The organism is uncultured Phocaeicola sp. (assembly GCF_948499155.1).
GTDB lineage: Bacteria > Bacteroidota > Bacteroidia > Bacteroidales > Bacteroidaceae > Phocaeicola > Phocaeicola faecalis.
In genome coordinates this window covers 141,979-164,554 of sequence record NZ_CAOOSE010000003.1, presented here as the reverse complement: position 1 = coordinate 164,554, position 22,576 = coordinate 141,979, and the positions used below count along the sequence as shown (strand labels likewise).

Annotated in this window: 26 protein-coding genes and 1 pseudogene; all 27 read right to left on the bottom strand. The window is 41.1% G+C overall.

Annotated features, from left to right (window positions below; all coding sequences use genetic code 11):
* Positions 1–28: 28 nt before the first annotated feature.
* Positions 29–544, bottom strand: a complete 516-nt coding sequence (locus QYT14_RS04045) for a hypothetical protein (protein ID WP_288323953.1) — start codon at positions 542–544, stop codon at positions 29–31.
* Positions 545–546: 2 nt separating this feature from the next.
* The gene (locus tag QYT14_RS04040) at positions 547–885 is read right to left on the bottom strand and encodes a hypothetical protein (RefSeq protein WP_288323952.1); all 339 of its coding nucleotides are present in this window, start codon (positions 883–885) and stop codon (positions 547–549) included.
* Position 886: 1 nt separating this feature from the next.
* A complete protein-coding gene (locus tag QYT14_RS04035; RefSeq protein WP_288323951.1) occupies positions 887–3,193 on the bottom strand; it encodes a hypothetical protein in 2,307 nt (768 codons plus the stop codon).
* Entirely contained in the window at positions 3,183–5,189 is a 2,007-nt protein-coding gene (locus QYT14_RS04030; RefSeq protein ID WP_288323950.1) for a hypothetical protein, read from the bottom strand. Before QYT14_RS04030 ends, QYT14_RS04035 begins: the two co-directional genes overlap by 11 nt.
* A gap of 10 nt (positions 5,190–5,199) precedes the next feature.
* Complete coding sequence (locus QYT14_RS04025; protein ID WP_288323949.1) at positions 5,200–8,337, bottom strand: tape measure protein; 3,138 nt, start codon at positions 8,335–8,337, stop codon at positions 5,200–5,202.
* A gap of 1 nt (position 8,338) precedes the next feature.
* Positions 8,339–9,088 (bottom strand): hypothetical protein, encoded by a 750-nt coding sequence (locus QYT14_RS04020; protein ID WP_288323948.1) that lies wholly within the window; start codon positions 9,086–9,088, stop codon positions 8,339–8,341.
* Positions 9,089–9,141: 53 nt separating this feature from the next.
* On the bottom strand, positions 9,142–9,618 hold the full coding sequence (locus QYT14_RS04015) for a phage tail tube protein (RefSeq protein ID WP_288323947.1): 477 nt from the start codon (positions 9,616–9,618) through the stop codon (positions 9,142–9,144).
* An 84-nt stretch (positions 9,619–9,702) separates the two neighbouring features.
* Complete coding sequence (locus QYT14_RS04010) at positions 9,703–10,077, bottom strand: DUF3168 domain-containing protein (RefSeq protein WP_288323946.1); 375 nt, start codon at positions 10,075–10,077, stop codon at positions 9,703–9,705.
* 2 nt (positions 10,078–10,079) lie between these two features.
* Entirely contained in the window at positions 10,080–10,511 is a 432-nt protein-coding gene (locus tag QYT14_RS04005) for a hypothetical protein (RefSeq protein ID WP_288323945.1), read from the bottom strand.
* A gap of 2 nt (positions 10,512–10,513) precedes the next feature.
* Positions 10,514–10,837: a head-tail adaptor protein gene (locus tag QYT14_RS04000; protein WP_288323944.1), complete on the bottom strand. Its 324-nt coding sequence runs from the start codon at positions 10,835–10,837 to the stop codon at positions 10,514–10,516.
* A complete protein-coding gene (locus QYT14_RS03995) occupies positions 10,834–11,148 on the bottom strand; it encodes a head-tail connector protein (protein WP_288323943.1) in 315 nt (104 codons plus the stop codon). Before QYT14_RS03995 ends, QYT14_RS04000 begins: the two co-directional genes overlap by 4 nt.
* 1 nt (position 11,149) lies before the next feature.
* Entirely contained in the window at positions 11,150–12,403 is a 1,254-nt protein-coding gene (locus QYT14_RS03990; protein ID WP_288323942.1) for a phage major capsid protein, read from the bottom strand.
* A gap of 5 nt (positions 12,404–12,408) precedes the next feature.
* Positions 12,409–12,999: an HK97 family phage prohead protease gene (locus QYT14_RS03985; protein WP_288323941.1), complete on the bottom strand. Its 591-nt coding sequence runs from the start codon at positions 12,997–12,999 to the stop codon at positions 12,409–12,411.
* A gap of 52 nt (positions 13,000–13,051) precedes the next feature.
* On the bottom strand, positions 13,052–14,317 hold the full coding sequence (locus QYT14_RS03980; protein WP_288323940.1) for a phage portal protein: 1,266 nt from the start codon (positions 14,315–14,317) through the stop codon (positions 13,052–13,054).
* A 125-nt stretch (positions 14,318–14,442) separates the two neighbouring features.
* On the bottom strand, positions 14,443–15,102 hold the full coding sequence (locus QYT14_RS03975; RefSeq protein WP_288323939.1) for a KilA-N domain-containing protein: 660 nt from the start codon (positions 15,100–15,102) through the stop codon (positions 14,443–14,445).
* A gap of 141 nt (positions 15,103–15,243) precedes the next feature.
* Positions 15,244–16,866 (bottom strand): terminase TerL endonuclease subunit, encoded by a 1,623-nt coding sequence (locus tag QYT14_RS03970; RefSeq protein ID WP_288323938.1) that lies wholly within the window; start codon positions 16,864–16,866, stop codon positions 15,244–15,246.
* On the bottom strand, positions 16,863–17,246 hold the full coding sequence (locus tag QYT14_RS03965) for a phage terminase small subunit P27 family (RefSeq protein ID WP_288323937.1): 384 nt from the start codon (positions 17,244–17,246) through the stop codon (positions 16,863–16,865). Before QYT14_RS03965 ends, QYT14_RS03970 begins: the two co-directional genes overlap by 4 nt.
* 334 nt (positions 17,247–17,580) lie before the next feature.
* Positions 17,581–17,895, bottom strand: coding sequence for an HNH endonuclease (locus QYT14_RS03960; protein ID WP_288323936.1), 315 nt, complete (start codon positions 17,893–17,895; stop codon positions 17,581–17,583).
* Positions 17,896–18,143: 248 nt separating this feature from the next.
* The gene (locus tag QYT14_RS03955) at positions 18,144–18,338 is read right to left on the bottom strand and encodes a hypothetical protein (protein WP_288323935.1); all 195 of its coding nucleotides are present in this window, start codon (positions 18,336–18,338) and stop codon (positions 18,144–18,146) included.
* Positions 18,339–18,376: 38 nt separating this feature from the next.
* Complete coding sequence (locus tag QYT14_RS03950; protein WP_288323934.1) at positions 18,377–18,817, bottom strand: hypothetical protein; 441 nt, start codon at positions 18,815–18,817, stop codon at positions 18,377–18,379.
* 39 nt (positions 18,818–18,856) lie between these two features.
* On the bottom strand, positions 18,857–19,084 hold the full coding sequence (locus QYT14_RS03945; protein ID WP_288323933.1) for a hypothetical protein: 228 nt from the start codon (positions 19,082–19,084) through the stop codon (positions 18,857–18,859).
* A gap of 19 nt (positions 19,085–19,103) precedes the next feature.
* Entirely contained in the window at positions 19,104–20,024 is a 921-nt protein-coding gene (locus QYT14_RS03940; RefSeq protein WP_288323932.1) for a site-specific integrase, read from the bottom strand.
* Between the two features lie 13 nt (positions 20,025–20,037).
* Positions 20,038–20,316: a hypothetical protein gene (locus QYT14_RS03935; protein ID WP_288323931.1), complete on the bottom strand. Its 279-nt coding sequence runs from the start codon at positions 20,314–20,316 to the stop codon at positions 20,038–20,040.
* A gap of 12 nt (positions 20,317–20,328) precedes the next feature.
* Complete coding sequence (locus tag QYT14_RS03930) at positions 20,329–20,673, bottom strand: hypothetical protein (RefSeq protein WP_288323930.1); 345 nt, start codon at positions 20,671–20,673, stop codon at positions 20,329–20,331.
* Between the two features lie 15 nt (positions 20,674–20,688).
* Complete coding sequence (locus QYT14_RS03925) at positions 20,689–21,171, bottom strand: DNA N-6-adenine-methyltransferase (protein WP_288323929.1); 483 nt, start codon at positions 21,169–21,171, stop codon at positions 20,689–20,691.
* Between the two features lie 12 nt (positions 21,172–21,183).
* A complete protein-coding gene (dcm, locus tag QYT14_RS03920) occupies positions 21,184–21,918 on the bottom strand; it encodes a DNA (cytosine-5-)-methyltransferase (RefSeq protein WP_288323928.1) in 735 nt (244 codons plus the stop codon).
* 298 nt (positions 21,919–22,216) lie between these two features.
* Positions 22,217–22,576, bottom strand: a pseudogene (locus QYT14_RS03915) (hypothetical protein); the annotation flags it as partial.

The following is a 22,576-nucleotide window of genomic DNA, read 5'->3' as shown; positions in this document are numbered from 1 at the left end:
CGTAAATTTATTCTTTATCGATTCCCGATTAAAGGAAACCACTCAATACATCTTCGTATTCCTTGTCGGAAATTGGAGAGGAAGAAAGCATCTCATTCTGTACATCCTTTACCACAGAGTCTTTTAATTCAGCACGCTGTTCCTCTGTCATGGAATCCCATGTCATTGGATCTCCCTTATCGCCCTTCTGATAGTTAGGATAAACGTCAATTGTACCTGTACTGTCGTCAGACTTGCCATTGACAAGAACGATGCCTGTAAACTCCATGGATACAAGGTTACAGATACCATCAGCAAAATCAGCATCAGTAAGGTAATACTCGCGTCTGACCGTCAGGTTGCCTGGACGCATGCCATGATTATCAAAAATAACCAGCAGGCTGCCATCATCCAGCCTGCGACAGTTCTTGTAGTCGTGTCCGTCGAAAGAGGCTACAACGGGTTTCGACAATACTGTCTGATAAGTAAACCGGAAAGGAGTTTTCAGGTCTCCATTCAGATTTTTCTCTATGATTTTAAAATCGGACTGATAATTGATTCTCATAACTATAATATTGATGTTACATCGTCAATTTCCTCGGCAGTTAAGTATCCCGACAGGTCTATACTTCCACCTCCTCCTGTCGTGCCTGTGGCACTCCATGTGCCTTTTGTTTTACATTGATAGATTGGTCCTGGTATGGTATCACCTACTACAGCCCAGTCACCTACAACCGGGGATGGTATAGCAGCCTTCAACGCTTCGATAGTAGGATACAACCCCTTGTTGCGGGTGCTGCTTAATTTTATTTTTTCAACTTCGGAGGAAGTTTTGCTAAAATTACTGTTGATTCGGTCGGCAGCATCAGACCAGGTACCTGTTTTAATGACTGTATTGAGTTCCATATTATTTCTTTACTTTTAAAATCCCATTAGTTATAATACCTTCCACCGTCTCATAATCCACATAGACTTGTCCGGTACCGACATCATCCTTACCGGGCCAATGACTGCAACTTATATCCGCCACATACTTAGACACGCTTACCCCATTATATACCGATTTCATCCCTACCAATAATGTTTCACCTTTAGATCCATAAAACGAGACGTTGTTGGGATTTAACAGGATATCCGTTTTTTCAACATGATTCTGTATTCTGATACGCTCCGGATATACAGTCGTTTCGAGTGCCAGTTGATCATTGACATACTTCCGCAAGATGAGATCGCCATATTCCCATTCGTCCGATGATTTGTCAAACCTTAAGATCAAGGTGGCGTGTCCTTCTGCCGTGTACATTTCCAGCGTATTCTTTTCCGGATCAATGACAATTCGCTTCCCATCTACAGAGGTCTCAACCCTTCCACGGAAAAAGCCTCCTAATGCATAGACATATCCTTTTAAAAATACATCACCGCCATGCGTGGCAACAAAATTTGCCATATTCGCCCACTCCGCATCAGTAGGCTGGTAATTGGGGTCGTTACGGAACTTCATTACGGTCATAATAGCCTGTTCAAGTTTGCCACCCGCCCAAAACGCCACATCATCATCATCATTGTATATGCCACTCACTCCGGCAGTAACCTTCTGCATCTTGCCATCCTTGTAATTACCCAATTGGATCATGTTGGCTAAAATCAGACCACCAAGGATATCCACAGATCCATCTTTAATCGCACTGGCAATATAGTTGATAGCCTGAAAACCTGCCATGGACTTATCATTATCCAAGATGGATGGCTTCCAGTCTGTGGCAATGGTCCCACGCTCTAGCTGAATATCACAAACGGTTGCGGTACCGCTAAGCATAAACACACCTGTACCATTGAAGGTGAATTTAAACGTGTACCTCTGATAACCGGATGCAAGAGATTGAGTTGTGCTGAAATCGCCACACGAAACAGCCACTGATGCACCTTTTGCTTTAAATGATATAACATAACTTTCTCCTTTAATTAAGGCCACCGATTGTGACAGGCTGCCGATTGCGGCGGAATACCCGGAACCGGCATCATTATCGGCGGATACGGTAGCTACACCTGTCCAATACTTTAATTGCTTGCTATATAGTTCCTTGTCAGGCATAAGCTCATCGGAAGAAGACAGTTGCTCACTCTCATAGTCACCGGTGAATCCGCTATTCCGTAACAGGTTTACCGACCCTAGATGCACGGCATTATATATCTCATCGGGAAGGTCGGTCAGATTGGCGGAACCGGTGGAACCCGGCTGTAAATTCATACGCCCGGTTAAGAGGTTATCTCCAGGCTTAATCCTTGTATATTCTTCCGGCAAGACAAAACTGTTAATGCCTACATATTGCTTGATATACGGTGAGCCTTCACCGGCACCTGCCAATATCTGCGCGTTCTGCCTGTTCGGATCATCCGTACCTTGGTACCCTAACTGCACAATATCATCACCGACCAAAGGAGCATCACTTTCAGCGGCACATATATCCTTAGACAAGTCGATATAATCCGTACCTACAGCAACCACCAATCGCCATAAGAAGTGATTACCAAGCGTCCCGTCCGATTGTTTTTGCAGGTTAAACGTCTCAACCAAAGCTTGGTCCTTTACCTTAAACTGATTGTATATGATCCTTCCTTCCGCATCCTTAGTCCGCATGTAGCATCGCCAGTAATCTCCCAAGTCTTCCACTTTGATACAGGACATTCCGGCAGCGGTCTCCATCAGTTTGCCACCGATATGGGTGGTTTTCTGCACTTCTATTTCTTCGGCTGTCAGCTTCCTGCGGAAATGGGCATAATCAAGCTCCAAATGCCATGCACCCTGCTCATCCTGCCATAACCCCGCTCCTGTAGATCCTTGCTGAAAATTTCCTCCGTACCATCCTTTCAAAAATGTTATGAACTCACCGGCAGTGTCGGGCTTGTCCTTCCTAATGAAATGGTCAAGAACAAACAGCCCTGTAAGGATGTCATCGTCTGTAATATCCTCATCTTCCGCCTCTGTTCCCAAGATACGCTTTAAATCATGCCCACTAATCTTAATTCCCTTGAGGAAATTAATCACCCCCTTCGCTTCGTCATCTGACACGGAAGACAGAAACCAATCGGACAATTCTTCTATATCACTGCTACCTCCGCCTGAAGTAACCGTAACCGTCCTTGACGCGCACTTTCCGTCACGTTCTCTCGGAACGATTCTGTTTGTTATTCTTATTTCTGACTTAATTCCCATTTTCTACCATCGATAATTGAATATTATTCCGCTCATAGTCCCATACACCGCTTAGCAGCATGAATCTCTTATTAACCGCTGATTTGTCATACAACCGGGTAAACGGATGGATAGAACCATCGTTTTTTATTACCTGCGTTAACTTGATTTGGGTTGCCTTATAGCGGTTAATCACCCTTCGGATGAAGGCTTCTTCGGGTCTGACAAGTTTATCCTCGATGACGGAATACAGGTTATCCGTTAAGAAGTCATTTCCCAACAGTGCCTTGCTATAGGAAGCCCCGTCCGCATTATAAGAGCTTATGCCGAACTCAACTTCGTCAAGTTCGGACATGAACTTATCGTTGACCACGTTCTCATACAAGCGGTCACCGTCTTCGCCTTCATCGATGATTCCGTCTTTCTTCTTGTAGTCAAATCGGAAGTCCTTTAAAACGGCACCGTATGCGATAAAACCGACTTCCTGAGCGACCCTCTGCCTGCGACAGTACATCGTGAATTCCAATTCTCCGATAATCGGTACGTCCGATGGAAGAGTGATGATGTGCCCGGACAGTCCGCTATATGGCATATCGGGCGTTTTCGTGCTCTTCACATTCGCCCAGTTCTTGATATTGTCCGTCTCGAAAACGATTTCAAACCGGACGAATGAGGATTGCCATCCACTGCCGTTCCAATACTTATCCCCGATCTTAAGGGAGCATGCGTAAGGAATATTGGCAGAGATATTCATATCACCGTCATAGATATAGTTCATGCGGCTGTCGGAGGGGAAACGCATGCTTCCCGATATGCCGATGGCACCGTCCTTCCAGACTGCATTAGGACCCCTCATCGTAAAGGCAGGCAGGGTTTCCTTCCGGTATTCGTCAAAAACCATCACACCATCTACCGTAGCAGACCGCATCTGGATGCTGTCAGCCCAATTATAATCCCCCGGCGGGTCTCCACCACCGGTGAACAACGCTTCCTTCATCAGGACAGCCCCGAATATGTTATCGTTAATATTAGTACTCAGTATGGTTTCGTGGCGGTTCTGATCGTAGTAATACATTTTCCATTCCTTCGGTTTCAGAAACCTCTTGATGTCATACTTATCCTTATCGCTGTAACTCGAACCGCCCGCCCATTCCAGGTTGTCGTAATCCTCATTAACCACCAAGTCCTCAAACACATTGTTGACGGATTTGACTGTCACCTTATTATAACCGGGCAAAACGTCAATGGTGTTGTCGCTGCCGGCGAAGCCGATATCCTGCAATGTGGCATCATTCACCGACACCATTGTATAAGATGTCAATGCCTCATTATACTTGCGATACTGACCGCTATAGTCCGCATCGATGATATACAGGCTGCCTTCGTAATCATACAGCGTCCATGAAAAGAACTGCATGAGGTAGGTCAATACTTCATCCAGCATCAATTCATCTGAGGTGAAGTTCTCTTCCGCGAATCTGAGTTTATCCAATACGTTCTCGCCCGAAGAATAAGCAGCGGAGGAAGACGCATACACATAAGGGATATATACGGACTCATAGCCACCATGGGCGGAAGATATAAGGTATCTTAGCAACTCCATTGCGGTAATGAATCCCGACTCTGTCTGCTGCTCATACTTAATGTTTTCAAGCGTGGCTATGGCACTGACGCAGTCAATCTCTATGGCATCCACTACAGGTGCATAAGATTGCGTGAATTGCTCGGGGGTGATATATCCTGTCCATAGCAACCTACTATCCTTGTACAATTTCACCGAAGCATATTGATTATCTATGCTAAACAGGTCCAATAGCAAAGTTTCTGCATTAATGGATACAGAGGCCGTAGATGTCCTTATGGGCTTGTAAATGAATTCCTCATCATCTCCTGTAACGACAAATGCCGATGGAGCAGCTCTTAATTCTACTGTTTCCCCACTATAGTCTTTTGCGGAAATTATAATTTCCAAACGCTCTCCATCGAAATTAAAAAATGGAATTCTATATTTTTGCATAATTATCTATTTATGGAAATTTCTTACCGATTTTTTTTGCGTGATTGGAAATCTGCAACCAGGCATCACTTCCCCTTATCACCGCCCTTCCGCCAACCTCCACCTTTATCCGGCTGACAGAACCTCCCCCTATCATATCTTTCAGCTTGCTTAACGGAGCAATGACCTCCGGATTGCTGCTTGCCCCCGGATATTCGCCAACCTCGGCTAATGTGCGTCCTGAGACAATACCACCATTGGCGAACTGAGGGACATTAGATGCTGCCGTGATCAGCGATTGCATCGCTGCTATCTGACCGGCAGCAAGTCCTACGCCGGCAAACGGAATGGATGCATACGCTGCTGTCGACTTTGCCGCCATTTCTGTTGTGGCAGCTTGAGTTTTAGCCTTACTCGTAGCTATCTCTATAGCCGCGGCAGCTTCATTTGCCGCAACTTCTGCTGCTTTTGCGCCAATGATTCCCAGTGCTTCTTCTTCAGCACTTGCATTCTCTTCTTTTGCACCACTTAATTTTTTCGCCACTTCCGATATGTTTTCTATGGTTTGAACAACACTCATTATGCTGTCTACTGTATTTATCATGGTATTCCATACCGCCATCACTTTTTCCCAAGCAGTTGCATCCTCATCCCCCAATACGTCTTGCATTTGTGAAAATGCATTTACCATTCTATCCGCACTTGATGCAATATTCTTTACCCCTGAATAGATACCCTCTCTTAACTCCTTACTTAAGTCTTTAATATCCTGCCTCACCTGAGCTATTTTTAATGCCTGCTCCAAATCAGGAACACCGGCCATAGACTTAGCCAACTCATCATCTAATGTTTTTCCCGCTTTTTGAAACTCTTCCTGCAAATCTTTCGCGTATTCTTTTGCCAAATCCAGCTTTTCCGAAGCAATATCTACTGCGTTTTTTTTGTAATCAAAAGTCGTATCCCTCTCTCTTACCTTAACAGGGGCACTCATAGTTTGAGCAGTTGCCTGCATTGCTGCGACGAATGCCTTCCCTTCTATCCCTATATCTTTAATCGCTCCGGCAGTGCGAGCGGTTTCTACAGCAAGCCTTTGCAATTCGGATTTATATTGTTCCTCTGTCAGTATACCATTCTCTTTTTGAGCCTTTAATTTTTCCAAGGACGCGGAATATTCTTTTTGAATTTTTTCCAACTCGATCGCGGCTTTTAATTGCCCCATCTGATCTACCGCCTGACGTGCCGCCTCTTGTCTTACCTTGTAAAATTCGCTTTCTAATACCTTCCGGTCATTTGACCCACTGGCCTCAGCATATAATTTTATATTCAACTCTGCCAACGCCTTGTTGTATTCAGCTTGAGAAAGAGAACCAATCTTAAATTTTGCTTCCAACTCCGATAATTCCTTGGCTGACTTTTCTTCCAATTTTTGCAACGGCGTTTTTTTATCATTGCTACCGGTACCAACAATATCCCCTGTCCCCGCAGTAGATGAATTTGCCAGTTGATTTCTTCCGCCCATTCTATTAATTACAGCCATCGCAGCATCCATCTGCTTTTGATTGTAATCGATCATTTTTTCTATTTGGGAAAGTTCATCCTTCTGCATGTTCGCATCTGAATGCGATCCTATTAATGGTATATTATTCCAAATGGTTTTCAGCCCCGCGGGACCTTCCCACAAATCCGCCCAATTATCGTTACCCCTTGCTGTCTGTAAGTTTTCTGTTATGTTACCGGCTAGTTCATATTGTCGATCTTTTAATTCTTGTTGTTTTCTTTGTCTATAATCAAATTCGTTAACAGCCTTAAGCAATTCTATTCTTTCTGCTATTTTTTTATTTATATCCCCATTTATTTTTAGCGTTTTCCCATCTATGCTGTAATTAGTTCCCAGCATTGAATTTATATCATTCAATGCTCCCTGTCTTTCTTTGATCGTTCTGTTTATATCCCCTGCTATTCCATATAATTTAGATAAAGAATTAGCCTCATCAGACGCAAAATCTATTGTAGCTATTTCCTTTTTAAAGGAACTAAATAGATTTTTAATTCTACTCCCCTCTTTGTATACATTTACTAATTTAGCTGTGATAGCACCAATTGCTCCTATAATCGCAGTTGGGGCAATAGATGCCAATGCTATCTTGACAGATTTTGCTGCATTGGAAAACATAGCTTTCATCGTAGAGGATGCTTTTTGAGATTTCCAAGCCACTTCATCGAATGACTGACCAGCAGCTTTTGCGGCTCGCCTCGCAGCAGCTTTTGCGGCTAATTCCGTCTTTTGAAAAGATACAATCAATTTATTAACAAGCCGACTTGTCACCAAAACAGCAATAGCCGCAACCACATAGGTAATAACACTCTGAATATTATCTGTCGCTTTCTTTACATACCCGGTAAGCCAATCTATTAGACCTTTGTATTTCCCTTGAATATCTGTCTCATTAACCAGCTTTGTGAATGCATTTTGCAACCGGTTTAATGAGGTTTCCAAATTATCTGTATCCACATTGGGAATCATCTCGTTTAACGCATCTGCAAACTTCGGTAATACCTCTGCGCTTAACAGTTTCCCCTCTTTCATCAGCTTATCGAGACCTACTACACTTGTACCGGCTGCTTTTGCCATAGCCTGTAAAGCAATGGGCAATCTCTCTCCCATTTGCAAACGCAATTCCTCTGAGCTAATCTTCCCTTTACTCATCATCTGAGACAAGGCTAAAAAAACGCCATTACTGTCGTCAGCACTCATACCAAAGGCTGTTGCAGCTCTCGATAGTGACTCAAATATATTTCTCTGCTCCTGCATAGACATTCCTGAGATACTTGCAGCCGCAGTAAACTTCGCATAGTTTCCGGTAAGTGCGTTTATCTCCAATCCGTATTTTTTTGCCAAATCCAATAAATAACGCTGATTGTCTGCAAACACAGCCATTGACCCCGATACGTTTTTCAACGCCGTAGTCACTCTATTAGTTGATTTAGCGACCTCTATAAATTTAGTTACAAGATTAGACAATCCTATCCCTCCTGCGCCTAGAGCGGCAGCAAAAGTTAAGATTTGAGCCTGCATTGCTTGGAATCCGGCTTTTACCTGATTTGTACCTTTTTTAAAATTTTCTGTCAGAAAATTAATTGCTATTGAAAACGATAGTCTGCCTGCCATATTAATCAGATTTACTCTTCCAATTTATTTTATTCATGTCAAATAATTCACCATTGAGGAATTTTCGCAATTGCTCTTCATTTTCCTCTATTTCTTTCCTGGCCTTACGCTTTAACTCTTCCATCTCCCAAGGAAATGGGTATAATTCCCGGGGAGAAGAAATCTTCTTTCCATCTATATGAGGAAGTATTGATATGTAAGTCCATAGCCTGGCACTTTCCATCTCTTCCTTACGTTTTTTTTCATAAGCCTCTATATACAATGGCAGATCACATAATGACATTTCCTCAGTCGCATAATGAGCGTCTAACCCACCCATTACCAACATAGATACTATCTCACCAATACTACACGACAAGGTCGCATCCGATGGTACATCATCAGCTACTTTATCCTTTTGAAATTGAGCCATTATACCCATTGCCTTCTCAAGCCTCAACATCATATCCTTGAAAATTCCATCATTTTCCAATGCTGTCCTAAATACCTCAAACGTATAAGGAGTACTATCTACATTCATCACGTAGAGCAATGCATCTATATCTTCCTTTGACGAATAGTCCATCTGGGAGAAAGGTTTCTTCATCAGCTGTTCCCATCTGATTACCATTCTTACAGTGTATTTCTGAAAAACAGCATTCTTCATCGTTTTTTTAGACGGAACCGGCTGTTTCTCCCTTTTTAAAGCCCACTTTATAAAAAAAGGAAGAAGTATAATCCAGCTAATAGCCAATATTATAATCAATTCCATATATCTTATTTAAAAAAAGCGGTCTGTAAAACCGCCTTCTTTGTTACTTAAAATTATGCACCGGCACCGTCTTCTAACGGCCCTGTACCTTGAAGCGTTACAGAGCTTGTACAGATCGCCCCATTGTCAGCCTTCATTGACAATGCAGTAATAATCGCATTACCTTTGACATACTCTTCCCCTTTAGGAAAATCGCCTTCAGATTCCTCTGTTTTAGCGATTACAAATGGAATCGGCGTGCGCTTCTTCATTAATTCCTTTAACGTCACGAATGACAAGTGCCCCGTTTTTAAAGACAACATACTTTCACTGGATACAGTATAACCTAACTGCCCTGTCAGGTATTCCTTCCAGTTACCCGACATCTTGTTACTGGTATCAATTGTATCTGCACTAATATCAATGCCACACGATGTGCCGAAGGCAATCGGAACCACCTCTTTCTGTAATTCCTTGGTGATTTCTACAAACAACATCAACTTATCACCGACAACCATGTCCTTGCTTGAATCATACTTTTTTTCTGCCATAATATTTAAATTTGAGTTATATCACTAACCAAAACTTTGTATGACAAAACAAAAAAAGGATGCTGAAATTAGCATCCTTTTTGCTCACAATGAACTAATAGAAAACTGAAGGACTTGAACATACTTGTTATCGACATAATCCTCGGTCGAATCTTCTAGATGAATCGTCATTGTGGGATTTTTAAAACTGCCTTCAAGCTCTGAATATATCAATGAGGCAATTTTATTGCTCCTATCATAATTATCACTAATCACGCTTACATAAACTATAGGTATCTGTCGAGCGACCCCCATCTTACTATATTCTTGCCGATACCCGTCACGCTGGTATACTATAAAATCGCCATCTGTCCCATCAGGAGCCACTATCGGATATATTTTATGACCGATAACATCCTTAATTGAAGCTGAAGCCAACAGTATTCCACGTATTTCCGTGGTTATTCCAAACATATTCATAACTATCTCCTCTCGTTAATCCGTTGGATTGCTTTTTTCAAGCCTTCGTACAGATATTGTGTCGCTTTTACTTCTTCTGATTTACGCGCATCAGACCAAAAGTTATTGCCAGGCATAATGCCGGAAGTGCCGGTAAGTGGATGAGGACGTTTTCGCGTTCCCATGTCTATAAGATGCGCATGAGCACCCGATTGTGTGAAGCCCGATAACGCACCTAACTTACGTCTTTTTACACGCGTTGTGAAGGAACTTTCCAAATTGCCCGTAACCTTGCCTGTCTTACGCATCCTTGCCCGAAGGTTGGTTTTCCCTTTGCGCATAAAAACAGATGCGGCAGATCTTAACCCGCTACGAATTGCCTTATCTTTTTCAAAATCTTCTAAATTTCGGACAAGATAATTAATATTTTCCCGGTCTATTACTTTTAGCTCCATAGTTACGTATCTACCCTCCCAAGAGTTAAAATCAAGGTATTATCCCTTTGAGGATCTATCATTTTAATCTCATATATATTATTCATATATACAACCCTTTGCGAATCCTTAATAATGGGATATGCCCTAACCTGGAATACGATAGTCCTGCCGATAAACTGCTCCATTGCACTGATACCATCCTTATCTACAACCAATGACATCTTTCTCCTATACCCTTTGCAGCGGAACACTTCTTCGTATTCCTTCACTACAAAACCCGTTTCAGACTGATGCTCTCTCAGTTCTTTGAATACTAATATCTCTCGCAATAGCCCGGCTCTCATAAACTATAATCCCGATAAAGTTCCAATATATGCTTAGTTCCCTGTTCCAATGGATTACTCTTTACAGTAATTATGTCCTCTCTATAAGCATAGTATCCCCCGACAGATAACAAGATAGCCTGCTTCAATGGAGCCGGAATGTCTCCGGTATCATCCAAGTCAGCAAGTTCTTCTACTGTGATGCACAACTCCTTGGCGATTTTTGCTTCGGAAACTTCTATCAAGGACTCGATATACGAATCCTCATCCGTATACGAATCCTCAATATTCAAGTGCATCTTAGCCATCTCCAGAGTCACATACTTACCCATATCATTTCAACGATGCAATTGTAAATGACTCCTTGCGAATCATTCCCATATTCCAATAAGAATTAATCACTAATCTTACTAATCCTTTAGTCGCTTGAGTATACGGGTCCACCGTCATATCAATAGCACCCCATTGTCCCAAGAAATAATCAGCCCAATTACCGAACACGATGCCAAATTCATCACTGCCCTCTCCCAATTCTTTAGGTATATTATTCGTTCTTAATGCACGATACCCATTCAGCATCCCTTGACCGTCATTGCCAAAAATGAAGCCTCCTGCACCTGATGAATCCTTAACTTTAGTTTTGGCTTTTCCAATCAAACTTGGATTCATAACATACGCTAAATTTCCAAACAATGCATTGTTTACATCCGCTGCCGTTTCCATAGCAACAATCTGCCCCCATGACATATCACCTTTTATCGTATTGCTAACATTAGCTTCCTGGAATATACCATCAGGAACATTATCGGCATGAACGTCTTTCGCAAATGCTGTTTTCTCGATTTTTTGAGCAATAGCAATTGCCATTAATTGACGAATCAATCCTTCCACGTCTCTATTTTCCTGGATAAGCAGCTGTTTTGACAGGTCAACGTATGCGGTCAATCTCTTAGGAGTAAACAGATTGCCTTTTTTAAACGCCCCGGCACCATCTTTTGCCTCCGCATTCTCACCTTCCCAAAATACATTAGTAGCAGAATGTTCCGGCCAATATATATTTCCCACTAACCCCGTCATCATACGCACACCTGCCTGCGAAAGCACAAGGTTAGATTCCAACGGAAGAAGCAACTCCTGCTGTTCTTCATCGATAACAACACCGGTTGCTTTCTCTGTAGCCGCCGTATACGCTGCGCGTTTTGCATAACTTAAAGGGATGATCAACTCACCGCTGTCTTCTGTAGTAGCTGCTACAGAACGGTGAAGTTTAGTCGCTTCTTCAATGACAGCCGCCTCACTATCTCTCTGTTCGGTTTTGTTCATTTGTGCCAAAATCGCGCGACGAAGTGAGAACTGTTCAATAGATTGCCGGGGACCAAACACATGGCTACTACGATTTTCAAGCTCCCTTTCATCAATTTCAATGTTAATTTCAGCCATGCGAACCTGATTTGCGCCCAGTTCTTCATTCTCCTCAGCTGTAAACTGTCTCTGCTCACCTTTTGCCTTCGCAATGATTTCCTTTGAACGAGATTGCAATTGCTTTTTTTCGTCCTTTAATTCGGTGATACTTTTTTCTTTTGCCATAAAAATTAAATATTAAATGTTTTTTCTATGTTACGGTAATACTCATCGGGTATGGTTGCTTTTTTAAGCAGTTCTTCTTCTGCTAACTCTTTCCCCCTCATATAAACTGAGGTTTTACTATATGCGGCATTGTATACAGGAGAAACATCGTACAGATTTCCAATCTTATGGACCGTACGCTTCCATGTATTATCACTTTTTTTCTCCCATGTGTCTTTTTCCACATCGAAGCAAAATGAACTGGCTGATATCTCCCCCCTCCTTATATTCTCCAACAGTTCTTCACCCAGTGCTGTCTTAGGAGCCTCAAAACGATACTTTAATCCCTTTTCATCCACCTTTAAAACTAGGGAACCGTTCCCACCATTGCTCCTAGCCAAAATACCACGATTTTGGGAGTGATTCAGCAACGCAAAAACATCGCTTTTCTCCAAAACTCCATCCAAAGCACCTCGCTCTATAACCTCCTCGAAATATAACCCGTCCGATGGAGTGTTAAAAAGAACAGCATACCCTTCAACCGTGCGCTTTTCCTCGCTTTCTCCGGTTACTTGAACCTGATAAGCCGTATTTCTTATTTCTTTTTTTTCGTCCATTCCTGTAACTTTTATCAACTAACCAAAGAATTGTATGACAAAACAAGAAAGATCATTCTTTTCCGACATTTTTTTCTACAACTTTACCAAGGTTTGCATTCTGTTCCGGCTCTTGTATGCCATTCCCTTTAACAGCATTGCTTAATGTCTGCATATTCACCTGAATAAACGCATTATCCCCATCCGGTAATTTTGACAACCCATGTTTTCGCCTAATTTCATTGGGTGTTATTGCGCCGGCATTGCACATTTCCCGATTATAAGTTGCTTCTGACGTCATATCTGCACGCAAAATGGCGGATGTATCGAATTCTGCAATAATACGTCCTCTTTCTGACGGAAGAAATACTTTTCGATTAATTTCCAATTCTATCTTGGTGATAACAGCCAACACGGTATCCGTTAGATACTGAAGTTGAGTAGCCTCAACTGTTGAATAACTTGATTTCGACAAATCAAATGCCTTAACAGGGGAAACAGAGAAAAACCGGCACATGTCAATCACCTGGAATTGTCTGCTTTCTATGAACTGACTATCCCTAGGACTAATAGATATAGGCTGATACTTCATATTACCCTCTAACACAGCTATTCCATTAGGATGCCCTGTCACCGGATTAGTACGTTCTTCCCATGTTTGGTAAATCTGATCCTTCTGCTTTTTATCTACTCTTCCCGACTCCACAGTCAATATACCGGCTACACTACCGCCCGACTTGAAAAAACCCGCAGCATGTTCCTCCGCGCTAGTAGATATATCAAGCGTCTGACGTGCATGTTCCAAGGTTGAGACACCTATGATACCATCATAGGAAAAATTCAACACGTGAATCATATCCCTTGGCTCGACCAGCTCTTTAAACCCAACAACCTGGTAACGCTTACGCATTATCCCTCTCTTGTCCTGTATCCATACAATGCTTACCTGTGATGAAGGCAAGTAAATCAATTGAAGTACATTCAGGTTATTATCACGCTCGATATAAGCATATCCATTCCCGGTCAGCAAAACAGAGGCCATAATTGTCTTGAAGAAAACATAGCGAGTCATGTCTTCATTTGGCTCCATATCAAGTAAATAATATACCGGATGGGATTTTGCCTCCTTCTTGAAACCATCACCATCTAATTCATACGTTTTCAAAGGCAGCACTGCGACACTGTCCGAAATCAAATCAACACAACGATATACGGTAGAAAGAAGCATAGGTTTGCTTCTGCTTTGCAATATCGTTCTTCCTCCTGTATAACTCCATGCAGTTACACGAGAAGTCTCTACTTTTGACGCTCTTCTTATTTCTAAACCAAATACTTTCATTTATCCACTTTTATCAGATAACCTTTTTTTTGTCATACAAAGGATTCTATTCTCACGAACCGAATCCGCGAATTTCAGATTTATATTTATGGGTTATTTTTAAGTGCCATTTCCCAAGAAGTTATCTACATGGGTAGAATATCGGGGTGTCTCTGATAATACACTTTCGTTAATGCCTGTTTCAATTCCTGATAGTTTTTGATAAAACCAAGCTCAATCCATTGGGCTATCTGCTGCTCCAACTCGTATAACTCACGTATCTTAGCCTCATCACCAACTTTATTACGCATTTCTGATTCATGTTTTCCATAAACAATAATATTAAGTGATTTTGCCAAATCCCTAACTTTCTGATTGAATAAGCCCTTTGGAAGAATAGCGTAAACCGCTGCACACATTCTAGGATATGCATCACCGGCAAGATTGCGAAATTTTATCATTTCGTCATAAACGAATTTGAGAACATCATATTTAAATGAGGGATTTATCCACATTGCAAAATCAATAAAAAGCAGTGGATGCATCCATGTACCAGCATTATCACCCTTATTTGCCCTTGATTTATGATAGGGGTAATTACCCCTATCATAATTTTCCCTTTCCATTATAGTGTAAATGAACTCTTTAGTAGAAGACAAATCGAAGTAGTCATTAACTTCTTTCTTCATACCTTTTAATTGATTCCACTGTTTTAATAAATCCGTCGCATTGAAAAATGCATCTTTTGTTCGTTGGGTTACTTTAAACTCACCCATCGGACGAATCATAACCTGATTTGTTTTCATAATTTTTCAATTTTGATTATATCACTAACCAAAACTTTGTATGACAAAACAGAAAAAGAAGACTATTCTCGCGAACCATCTCCTTTACATATCATGAAAACCAAATCAAATCTCATTACAAACCTTATAAATGTATGACAACTAATAAAACTCTCCATATCTCGGAGACATCAGATAAACGCCTAGAGCTTCAAGCATTCCAATCACACCATCTATCTTTTTTTCTTCAAATTGCTTACTTGGCTTAGTATTCCCATTCCTGTCACGCGCCATCACGACATTTCTAAAGCAATGGCGATTTATTACATTATTATCAACAACCGCCCTGCCTGATAACATCAATCGTTCCATCTCTTTTGTCGGACGATTGAAATTGCCTAATGCCTGGCTAAACTCCTGCATAGGCAATCCTTTCTCTTGGGCGTTAATCACAAATTGTGTAGCATTCCATGCATCATAAGCTATCTTCTGAATATATACCTTATCTCTTATATCTAGTATATCGTTTAAAATATAATCATAGTCCGTTACATTTCCCGGTGTAATTGTAATTAAACCCTTCCTTCTCCATTCCCCGTAAAGCTCTTTAAATCTTTTTTCGCGCAAAGCCATTTCGGGCAAGTAGTACTTAACCTTGAAGTAATATCTATTCTCGGTTGGGAACATGAATGCTGCACAGGTCAAATCGCTCGTACTGGAAAGGTCAATGCCTGCGTAGCAATCCATATCTCTAAAGTCTTCAAAATTCACATCAGAAGAAGAACTTAATATATAATGCTCCGGTATCCATACAGTTTCTGCATCACACCACATATTGATATTCTTCGTTTTTATACCAACCTCTTCTGACGGAGAGTTGATTGCCTTCTGAACCTGCTCGCGTAAATACTTAGTTTTTACAGTGACGCCCAAATTAGGATTGCTCTTCCCCCATACAGATTCATTCTTCCAATCGTCACCTTCATCCAACGAATAAATCAAGGCAAATATTGTATCATCCGTTTTCAACCCCTTAAGAATTTCTGTACACATTTCCCGATATTGGTAACAAGGCCCTAACTTGTCAAAACCGGCAGTAGTTATAATGATACCCATCGGATCATCGCGCATACCTTGCCCGGATTGAAGAACATCCTTTAGTCCTGAATTCTTCGCTGCATGGTATTCGTCAAGAAGAAACATTGAAGGGTTAGGCCCGTCCAATTTTGACGAATCCGCTGCAAGAACCTTCATAAACGATAATGTCTTATCAAAATTTATCTGATCTCTAAATGATTCTAAATACTTGTGTTTAGGATCAAGCCCTGATACAAAGTTTCGACACATCTTAAAACTTACTTTTGCCTGATCCTTGGAATTCGCTGCCAAATATACCTCTGCGTTGGCCTCTCCATCCGCTATTAAATGATACAAACAAAGAGCAGCTGCAAATGCAGATTTTCCATTCTTTCGCGCCATCTCTATATAAACAAACGATGTAAGACGGTTCCATTCCCCGTTTTCGTCCTTTTTGTAAAAACCGTATATGTTAGCAACCGCAAATTTTTGCCACGGAAGTAAAATAAATGACTTCCCGGCATGTCTACCTGTATAATGTTTTAGCAACGCAATAAAATCAATGGCATAATCTACCATCTCTTCTCTAAATTCAACATCTTCCCTCTCAAAGAGACAGTAGAACCTTTCCACAGCCAATTTGACATATTCACCAACCAATACCTTTCCGTCACGAACATCTGCTGCATACTGGTAATATTCCTTCATTTCTTAGATCTTGCACCTCTTCTAATAAACTCTTCCAATGGGGATTTTTCTTCATTATCCGATTTCATTGCCTTTATGTTTCCCCTACTCTTGATGGTTAATCCATATTCAGTCATAATCTTCATGACTTGCGCATAATTCTTTGTCGCAATATTCTGAGCCGGGTGAGCTGCCTTTTCATACTTAATCATGATTACAGGACCTTCTTCCAGCAATTGTTGCGTTGCGCGAAGATACATCTCATAACTGGTAGCCAACATTCGTAATGCGCCAAGGTCTATGTTTTGAATTGCCTTTCTCGCATTTAGTTCCTTAACTACATCTTTCATAAATTTTTGAGCCTCATCGGATAAACCATTGGGCATAGCAAACTTTACCATATATCTTTTTTATAAAACCGCAATATTGTCATACACGCTTTTATTTGTTAATAATTTAACAAATTCAAAATTTGAAAAAGCTCCGTGCGTGTGAAGAAGGGTGGGGCGAGGTTGGCAGCAGCGATGCAAATAAAAAAAGATCCCCCTATCCCTTCCGTGCCTATCCACCGATTAACCCCCATCACCTTTTATCAACGCAGCCTCATTGAAGACAATTTACTTTGCTGACGAAGATGCTCCGCAAGGCAAGATATGGCGGAATAAGAAAACCGAGGAAAGAACGATTAAAGCATCTTCCCCCGGTTGAGGCGCACCACTAATGAAATCGGACATCTTAAACCCCTGAATGTTTTTGGTTATGAATCATCTGATGATGCTTTTTACACAAACTCATCAGATTACCAATATCATACGCAAGAGCCATACGTTCCCATCTATCCTCTGTCTGCATGAATGACTGTATGTGATGTATATCTTCCGCCAGGGTTGTCTTCCCCTCCTTTAAGCACATCTCGCATAAAGGATTGATGGAAAACTTTCTTTTCCTGAGTCTCTTCCAGCGGCTCGTATTGTATATCTTTCTGCGCTCAACATCATACATATTACTCGCTTTCTGAGCAACTTTCTTCGTTTTTTCTATAGTCGGCATAAGCAATCTCTTTTAATTCTTTGTTATCGTTTATCGTTTGAAATAGTATCATTTTAAATCGGAAGCAAAAATAATTAACCAATTCATCCTCTGGCATACCTACAGCTCTCTTGTCCTGAGAGACATAAATAACTGTATCTTGGAATATGTCTTCGTAACTTTTAGAGCAAAAGCACCCATAGTCCCGATAGCCACATAAGTTTTTTAATTTGGAATAATTACGCGCCAATAGAGTCATAACTCCATTGTCAGCCTTCCCGATTTTGATTTTTCTCATTATTTATCTTCCAATTGCCTGATTTATCAATCAACTCTTCAATACAACGCATAACCATTCCACGTACGATTACTGACGTTTTAATACCGGTTATCCCAGTAAGTTCATTAAGTAACATTGATGTCCGATCATCTATTCTTACTACCAATCGTCTATCTTTTCCCATAACATATATGTATTAATTAACACCTCATCCATTACTTCCTAATTAGGGTGATGTGGTTGAATGTTCAATTCGTTCTCTATAAATTTCTGTAACTTATGGGCGCATTCCGAGCATAAGTCGGCTTCTTGGATGAATATATCTTCCCTTCCACCAACAGAGCCACCATCCCATTTATCCACCTTGAAATCCAATCTTGCGCTGCGGAAATACGATGGCTGTATCTCTCTTCCGCATGCATCACATATTATCGTTACTTTTTTCATATCTAACTTGTTACAAGTAAAATGTTTTCCCTTTTTGCGTCTACGTTGAAAATCCAACATAAATTTTTTCCTACCATTAAGAGTACGTGACATTTTAATGATCATATATATTATCAAAATAAATACAATGACAGATGAAATACCTACGGCAATCATATATGTACGTACTAATCCCGTTAATCCGGATTGATTCAAATAGTCAATAAGTTCTTTCATAATCAATCTCCTTTCTCTTTAATCCGTTCCAATACATCCTTATTGGTTCAATAGCTCACTAATGTTATCTATGACTTCCCCATCTGTCAACGTATCATCCAGGATGATAGATTTAATCTGATTTGAAAGCCATGATGTGCCATTTTCAAAACCAAGAGCAATCATTTCCTTAATATCGGAAACGCCATTCGGAATTCCGTTTGTCCCGAATGAATCAATTACTGATTCTGCATATTCTTTTGCTGCTTCTTCTAATTTCTGTTTCATATCTGCTATGTTTTGAGGGTCATTTAGTTTTTAAGAAGTTGCTCATTCGCTCAATGCATCTTTGTTTTTGATTGAGATTGGGATGCACATATAAATTGAGTGTGGTAGCGATATTCGAATGTCCAAGAATTACACTCACTGTCTTATAATCGCATTGACTTTCAATGCATCTGGTAGCAAATGTATGCCGGAGTCCATGAAACACAATGTGCGGAATATTCAGACGCTTCAAGAGCCGGGCAAAGAAATCACGGTAAGAACGGGGATCTTCCGGACGTCCTGATGTTCCTACTACAAATCGGGACGGAGATATTTTCTTTACTTCCTTCAAGGCAAAGAGAAGCTGTCTTGAGATAGGTATCTCCCGGTATGAATTTCGTGTTTTGGGAGAAGTGAAAGTCCTTTCCGTAGTTCTTGATTCGCAGTTGTATATCCTTCCTGCTGTATAACTAATGGTGATTACCTTCTGTCTGAAATCCACATCTTCCCATCGCAGGGCACACACCTCTCCAATCCTCATGCCGGTACACAGAGACAGCAGAATGCCTATATTCTTAGGAGTTGGGGATTCGGTGAGATGGCTCATCAGTATCTGTTGATGGTTTAAGGACAAAGTAGGCAAACGGTGAGATTCGGTATCTGTAGGATAGTTTATCTCCCACTCCTCATAAGGGAATAACTTATGTTTCCCACCATACTTTACTATAGATTTCAGCACCGCCACAATATCCCTTACGGTTTTTTTAGCAAGACCAGAGGAAAGCTTGTAGAGAACAAATTTCTGAACGTCGCTTTCCGATATAGCTGTCGCCGTCCCAAAATATGGGAGTAAATGGGTTTGAAGGGTAAGCATATACGCGCACATCGTGGCATGCTTTATGATAGGTTGCTTCGCAGCACTCCAAATCCTGGCGACTTCTTGAAATGTTTTAGTATTCATTTCTGTTCTGTTATTAGTTATTCTTTGAAATCCAGTTATCAGTATCACAGTGAAAGCAATATCCACTTTTAGGATGTTCCGCACCGTCTTTAGCTCCACAAGTTCCACAATAATACTCCTTATCATATTCCGGGGAAAGACCTTTATTCCGTTCTTTGACGACTGCTTTTCTTTCTTCAAGCATCATCATTTTATCGGGATTACGACTCAAATAAAACTTTCTGACTTTATGTATTTGCTTTTCAAATAGTTCGTCAGATTCAGCTATCTGCCTTGCTGTATATTTGCTCATTTATAATTTGATTTACATTAATTCAATTATAACCTTCTTAAAATTAACACATAAAGGTATTGCCGACATACCCCCATTGCAATCCAACTGCCTTAAAGAGGGAACAACCTCTCCGTCATCATCAATCTCATAATCTGCAATATAGGCTAACTTCTTCGCTTCGGGGACCAATATCCTTTCATTGTTCAAAGGAGAAAACCTTTCATGAGCCGGGACCGTTATACAGATCTTGCTTCCAACAGGAAGTCCTTGGTTGGATTCAATGTATTCCTTTTCCAACTGTTCCTTTTTGCCGTTCAATTCTTTTAGCTTTAAATCAATGGCATCTCTTTTGCTCAGAAATTCTTCCTTATTCATCTTTTTTGTGTCATTCTAATTGATTCTAACATACTTACCTGCTATATTACAAGTCCTTAATATCTCCGCATTATCCTCGCCAAAAGCGATTAAGATGGAACCACAACCGGGTGAATCTCCACGTGTTCCGTCTTGACGATAGAATCTGATTCTGTTGCGCAAAAACTTCATCGCCGTTGCTTTTTCAAAAATTGTGTCTTGAAACATCTTTGAATCGCAACGATTGAAAAGTAAAGCGATACCGTTTCCATGCTCTGCCATCCTGCTGATGAATTTTTCAATTAGAGGCCGGGAATAAGGCGGGTTTAGCCATACACGGCCTTTCCATTCCTGTTTTAACCCATCGACGTTTTTATCATACATCACCTTACCTGTTTGCCATAGTGGGTTGACCGGGGCACACGGATCTAAATCAAATTCACCCAACGCATCTATAATCTCCTTCGGTGTATACCATTCATCGGTAGCGCATGCTGACCGCTCAAATTGTGTATTCATACCTGATCTGTTTTACTCTAATTGTTTATCGAAAATCTTAATACATTCAAATAAATAGTGCGCAATTATAGGTTGTACTGCATTGCCTATACACTCCGTTCTGTCCACCCTATCGGGAAGTTCATTAGACTTTCCAGCAAATCGGGGTGAGGGTATTGACTGTCTTGTTCTCCATCCCGGATATACTCGTGTATATTGCCCCGATAGGTAGGGCTCCCGAAATATCGATTCTTGAATGCTCCTTTTGCCGTTGACTTCACAGGAGTAGGCAATACAATATAATCGCTCCCGACCCTGTTGTATACCAAAGTCGGTGCCTGATAAACATTGCCATTCTGCATCATACCCGATTTCGGAAAGGTCGCATAAGACCCGTTCAAATCCCCGAATAAGGAGCATTGGACTGTTCTCAATGATGATGTATTTAGGTCTAACTTCCCGTATAACTCGGTACATTTCAGTCCATAAGCCACTTCTTTCACCGACAATTCCGACACCTTTTCCAGCAACGCTGATGTCTTGGCAAGGGAATCCACCGCTGATGATGTCAACAAATGTTGGATTTGAATACGTTCTAATATCTCTGTTGATTTCATGGTTTTCTCCAAAATTTTTTTTGATTATACTTGCTTGATAGTCTTCATATTCGCAGCTCCAAAGTGTTTTTATTCCGGCAAACGCTGCACCCAAGCCGAAACCTTCTATCCCACTAAACAGGGAACCGTGAGTCAATTTACTTTGCTTCATCTCTATATCTTATTGAATATTCTGATTAATGTAATCCACAATCTTTCCCAATTTACTTGAAGAAAACAAATGATTATTAAGCGTTCGCTTTCCTTCTTTCCATTCGTAAAATAATTGGTAATATGGTGGATTGAGTGTCCGGTCAACCTTTATACGATATTGATTAGTGCCATATTCAGTTATAAGATTCTCAATATATTCGTCCGAATTTTCTAAATCAGTAACAAATACCATCTTATCAGTAGTAAGTATCATCTTTTAGTTCCTTTCTTTCTCAGTTTTGAATTAATTACTTCCACTAAGCCTCCTTAAGCTGTCCATTGACTAGCATATACCATGTGTCAGCCTTAACCTTTTCCCCGTCAACTTCAAACGCCTTGACCTCCTTAATCGGGTAGGTATCACCGTCCCATTCTCTACGTTCTGCGAGGACTATCCAGCAACCTATAGCTCCCTTAGCCTTACACCCGTATCCGGCAGCAAGAGCAATGCTATCCTTGCCGGTAGCTGATGCTGCACCTTGGTAGCCTGTGGCTGATGCTGCACCTTGGTCGCCTGTGGCTGATGCTGCACCTTGGTCGCCTGTGGCTGATGCTGCACCTCGGTAGCCTGTGGCTGATGCTGCACCTTGGTAGCCTGTGGCTGATGCTGCACCTTG

Excerpts from the sequence above, each read along its gene's own strand:
- QYT14_RS04045 (WP_288323953.1), bottom strand. The coding sequence starts at position 544 with ATGAGAATCAATTATCAGTCCGATTTTAAAATCATAGAGAAAAATCTG.
- QYT14_RS04040 (WP_288323952.1), bottom strand. The coding sequence starts at position 885 with ATGGAACTCAATACAGTCATTAAAACAGGTACCTGGTCTGATGCTGCC.
- QYT14_RS04035 (WP_288323951.1), bottom strand. The coding sequence starts at position 3,193 with ATGGGAATTAAGTCAGAAATAAGAATAACAAACAGAATCGTTCCGAGA.
- QYT14_RS04030 (WP_288323950.1), bottom strand. The coding sequence starts at position 5,189 with ATGCAAAAATATAGAATTCCATTTTTTAATTTCGATGGAGAGCGTTTG.
- QYT14_RS04025 (WP_288323949.1), bottom strand. The coding sequence starts at position 8,337 with ATGGCAGGCAGACTATCGTTTTCAATAGCAATTAATTTTCTGACAGAA.
- QYT14_RS04020 (WP_288323948.1), bottom strand. The coding sequence starts at position 9,088 with ATGGAATTGATTATAATATTGGCTATTAGCTGGATTATACTTCTTCCT.
- QYT14_RS04015 (WP_288323947.1), bottom strand. The coding sequence starts at position 9,618 with ATGGCAGAAAAAAAGTATGATTCAAGCAAGGACATGGTTGTCGGTGAT.
- QYT14_RS04010 (WP_288323946.1), bottom strand. The coding sequence starts at position 10,077 with ATGAATATGTTTGGAATAACCACGGAAATACGTGGAATACTGTTGGCT.
- QYT14_RS04005 (WP_288323945.1), bottom strand. The coding sequence starts at position 10,511 with ATGGAGCTAAAAGTAATAGACCGGGAAAATATTAATTATCTTGTCCGA.
- QYT14_RS04000 (WP_288323944.1), bottom strand. The coding sequence starts at position 10,837 with ATGAGAGCCGGGCTATTGCGAGAGATATTAGTATTCAAAGAACTGAGA.
- QYT14_RS03995 (WP_288323943.1), bottom strand. The coding sequence starts at position 11,148 with ATGGGTAAGTATGTGACTCTGGAGATGGCTAAGATGCACTTGAATATT.
- QYT14_RS03990 (WP_288323942.1), bottom strand. The coding sequence starts at position 12,403 with ATGGCAAAAGAAAAAAGTATCACCGAATTAAAGGACGAAAAAAAGCAA.
- QYT14_RS03985 (WP_288323941.1), bottom strand. The coding sequence starts at position 12,999 with ATGGACGAAAAAAAAGAAATAAGAAATACGGCTTATCAGGTTCAAGTA.
- QYT14_RS03980 (WP_288323940.1), bottom strand. The coding sequence starts at position 14,317 with ATGAAAGTATTTGGTTTAGAAATAAGAAGAGCGTCAAAAGTAGAGACT.
- QYT14_RS03975 (WP_288323939.1), bottom strand. The coding sequence starts at position 15,102 with ATGAAAACAAATCAGGTTATGATTCGTCCGATGGGTGAGTTTAAAGTA.
- QYT14_RS03970 (WP_288323938.1), bottom strand. The coding sequence starts at position 16,866 with ATGAAGGAATATTACCAGTATGCAGCAGATGTTCGTGACGGAAAGGTA.
- QYT14_RS03965 (WP_288323937.1), bottom strand. The coding sequence starts at position 17,246 with ATGGTAAAGTTTGCTATGCCCAATGGTTTATCCGATGAGGCTCAAAAA.
- QYT14_RS03960 (WP_288323936.1), bottom strand. The coding sequence starts at position 17,895 with ATGCCGACTATAGAAAAAACGAAGAAAGTTGCTCAGAAAGCGAGTAAT.
- QYT14_RS03955 (WP_288323935.1), bottom strand. The coding sequence starts at position 18,338 with ATGGGAAAAGATAGACGATTGGTAGTAAGAATAGATGATCGGACATCA.
- QYT14_RS03950 (WP_288323934.1), bottom strand. The coding sequence starts at position 18,817 with ATGAAAGAACTTATTGACTATTTGAATCAATCCGGATTAACGGGATTA.
- QYT14_RS03945 (WP_288323933.1), bottom strand. The coding sequence starts at position 19,084 with ATGAAACAGAAATTAGAAGAAGCAGCAAAAGAATATGCAGAATCAGTA.
- QYT14_RS03940 (WP_288323932.1), bottom strand. The coding sequence starts at position 20,024 with ATGAATACTAAAACATTTCAAGAAGTCGCCAGGATTTGGAGTGCTGCG.
- QYT14_RS03935 (WP_288323931.1), bottom strand. The coding sequence starts at position 20,316 with ATGAGCAAATATACAGCAAGGCAGATAGCTGAATCTGACGAACTATTT.
- QYT14_RS03930 (WP_288323930.1), bottom strand. The coding sequence starts at position 20,673 with ATGAATAAGGAAGAATTTCTGAGCAAAAGAGATGCCATTGATTTAAAG.
- QYT14_RS03925 (WP_288323929.1), bottom strand. The coding sequence starts at position 21,171 with ATGAATACACAATTTGAGCGGTCAGCATGCGCTACCGATGAATGGTAT.
- dcm (WP_288323928.1), bottom strand. The coding sequence starts at position 21,918 with ATGAAGCAAAGTAAATTGACTCACGGTTCCCTGTTTAGTGGGATAGAA.